Annotated in this window: 2 protein-coding genes; both read left to right on the forward strand. The window is 68.7% G+C overall.

Going from position 1 to position 2433, the window contains the following annotated elements; genetic code table 11:
- A partial coding sequence (locus ACFWPJ_RS30435; protein ID WP_378856598.1) for a GAP family protein occupies positions 1 to 389 on the forward strand: 389 nt, incomplete at its 5' end.
- Between the two features lie 108 nt (positions 390 to 497).
- The gene (locus ACFWPJ_RS30440; RefSeq protein WP_378856600.1) at positions 498 to 2303 is read left to right on the forward strand and encodes an alkyl/aryl-sulfatase; all 1806 of its coding nucleotides are present in this window, start codon (positions 498 to 500) and stop codon (positions 2301 to 2303) included.
- Positions 2304 to 2433: the final 130 nt, after the last annotated feature.

The raw sequence follows: 2433 nt of genomic DNA on the forward strand, positions 1-2433 counted from the left end.
TGCCCCCCCCGGCCGGTAGGGGGGGGGGGGGGGGGGTGCTCAATGCGCGGCGCCCGCTCGCGCCGGGGGGGGGGTGGGGGGGGGGGTGCGCGCTCGTCTACCTCCAGGTCGGCGTGACGGCCCTGCTCGGCGGTGCCTCCGACCCCGGGTCGACGTCGAAGACCGTGTCGCACTGGGCGGGTCTGGTGGTCGGCCTGGTGTTCCTGGCCGCGGCCGCCCGCGTCATCGTGCACCGCCCTGGCCCGGATGCGCCCGCGCCGAAACTCCTCACCGAACTCGAATCGGCCGGCCCACGCACAGCGTTCGCGGCCGGTCTGGTGCTGGCGATCGTCAACCCCAACCTGTTCGGCGCCCTGTTCACGATCAGGGGCATCGTCAACGTGACTTAGGCGGTGCGCGGGTCCAGGTGCAAATCACCCCAAGTGGGTGAGGCGGGAACCAGACGGATCGCCGAGCATCGGGTAGACGTACCGACCCGAGCTGAGGAGCGATATCCGATGGCACTGGACTACGACGATCGCACCGACTTCGAGAACGCCGATCGCGGGTTTATCGCGACGTTGACGCCGATGCGGATTACCAAGGCCGACGGCACGGTTGTCTTCGACACCTCCGGCTATGACTTCCTCGACCGCCCCTGCCCGGACACGATCAATCCGAGCCTGTTCCGCCAGGCCCAGCTGTGTGTAAAGAACGGCCTGTACAAGGTTGTCGACGGCATCTTTCAGATCCGCGGTTTCGACATCTCCAACATGACGATCGTCGAGGGCGACACCGGCATCATCGTGATCGACCCGCTCATCTCCGCCGAGTGCGCCGCGGCGGGGCTGAAGCTGTATCGCGACGAGCGCGGCGACCGGCCCGTCACCGCCGTCATCTACACCCATTCCCATGGTGACCATTTCGGCGGCGTCGACGGTGTCCTGCCCGACGGGCGCGGCGACCTCCCGATCCTGGCGCCGGAGGGGTTCATGGCCGAAGCCGTCTCGGAGAACGTCTACGCGGGCGTGGCTATGGCCCGGCGCGGCACCTACATGTACGGCGTCGGGATGACGCCGGGACCGCACGGTCAGTGCAGCACCGGCCTGGGAATCCAGACTTCGAGCGGCACCTTCGGCCTGATCCCGCCCACGGTCGACATCACCCACACCGGCCAGCAGGAGACCGTCGACGGCGTCCCGATCGTGTTCCAGATGACGCCGGGCACCGAGGCGCCGTCGGAGATGAACTTCTATTTCCCACGGCACCGTGCGCTCTGCCTGGCCGAGAACGCGACCCACAACCTGCACAACCTGCTGACCTTGCGCGGTGCGCAGGTCCGCGACCCGCGCATCTGGTCTCACTACATCGACGAGGCGATCGAGATGTTCGCCATCGACGCCGATGTCGCGTTCGCCTCGCACCACTGGCCGACCTGGGGCGCCGACAACATCGTCGCGTTCCTGTCGGTGCAGCGCGATCTCTACATGTATCTGCACGACCAGACGCTGCGGATGATGAACGAGGGACTCAACGGCCCGGAGATCGCCGAAGCCATAGAGTTGCCCGCCGGCCTTGCCGACGCGTGGAGCGCGCGCGGCTACTACGGGTCCGTCAGCCACAATGTGAAGGCCATCTACCAGCGGTATCTCGGCTGGTTCGACGGCAACCCGAGTTCGCTGTGGGAGTGGCCGGCGCAGCAGAAGGCGGTCCGCTATGTGGAGACCATCGGCGGGATCGATGCGGTGATCGAGAAGGGCCGCGCCTACGCCGACGCGGACGACCTGCGCTTCGCCGCCGAGCTGCTCAAGCACGCGGTGTTCGCGGCGCCGGACAACGCGGACGCGAAAGCAGCGCTCGCGCAGACATATCAGAAGCTAGGGTTCGGCGCGGAGAACGCCACCTGGCGCTGCTTCTACCTCACCGGTGACGGAGAGCTCCGCAACGGCATCCAGCCGACCGTACTGAACCTCGGTGGCGGCATGGCCGCCGCGCTGTCAGTGGACCAGCTGTTCGACACCATCGCGATCCGGGTCAACGGCCCACGCGCGGCGCAGGATTCGTTCCGGATCGAGTGGCACTTCTCCGACTTGGACAGCGTCATGCGCCTCACCCTGTCCAACGGTGTCCTGATCCGCACGACGGACCCGCGCTCGAAGGCCGACATCGACCTCACCCTGAACCTCACCAAACCACTGCTGCTCGGCATCCTCGCGGGCAAGGGCATCGACGGCATCGACCACACCGGCGACCCCACCGTCCTCCAACGCCTGTTCGCCCTCCTGGACGACCCCGACCCGAACTTCCCGATCGTCACCCCTTGAGCCCCCGGCGATGGGGGGGGGGGGGGCGGCGCCCCCCCCCCCCACCCAGGGGCCCCCCCGGCCGGGGCGCGAGGAGGCGGGGGGAGCGGCGCACGACGCGGGCGGCGCCCCCCCCCGCGCCCCGCACCCG

The organism is Nocardia sp. NPDC058497 (assembly GCF_042720195.1).
GTDB lineage: Bacteria > Actinomycetota > Actinomycetes > Mycobacteriales > Mycobacteriaceae > Nocardia.

What these genes read in the sequence shown, in the direction of transcription:
- ACFWPJ_RS30440 (WP_378856600.1), top strand. Translation starts at nt 498, where the DNA reads ATGGCACTGGACTACGACGATCGCACCGACTTCGAGAACGCCGATCGC.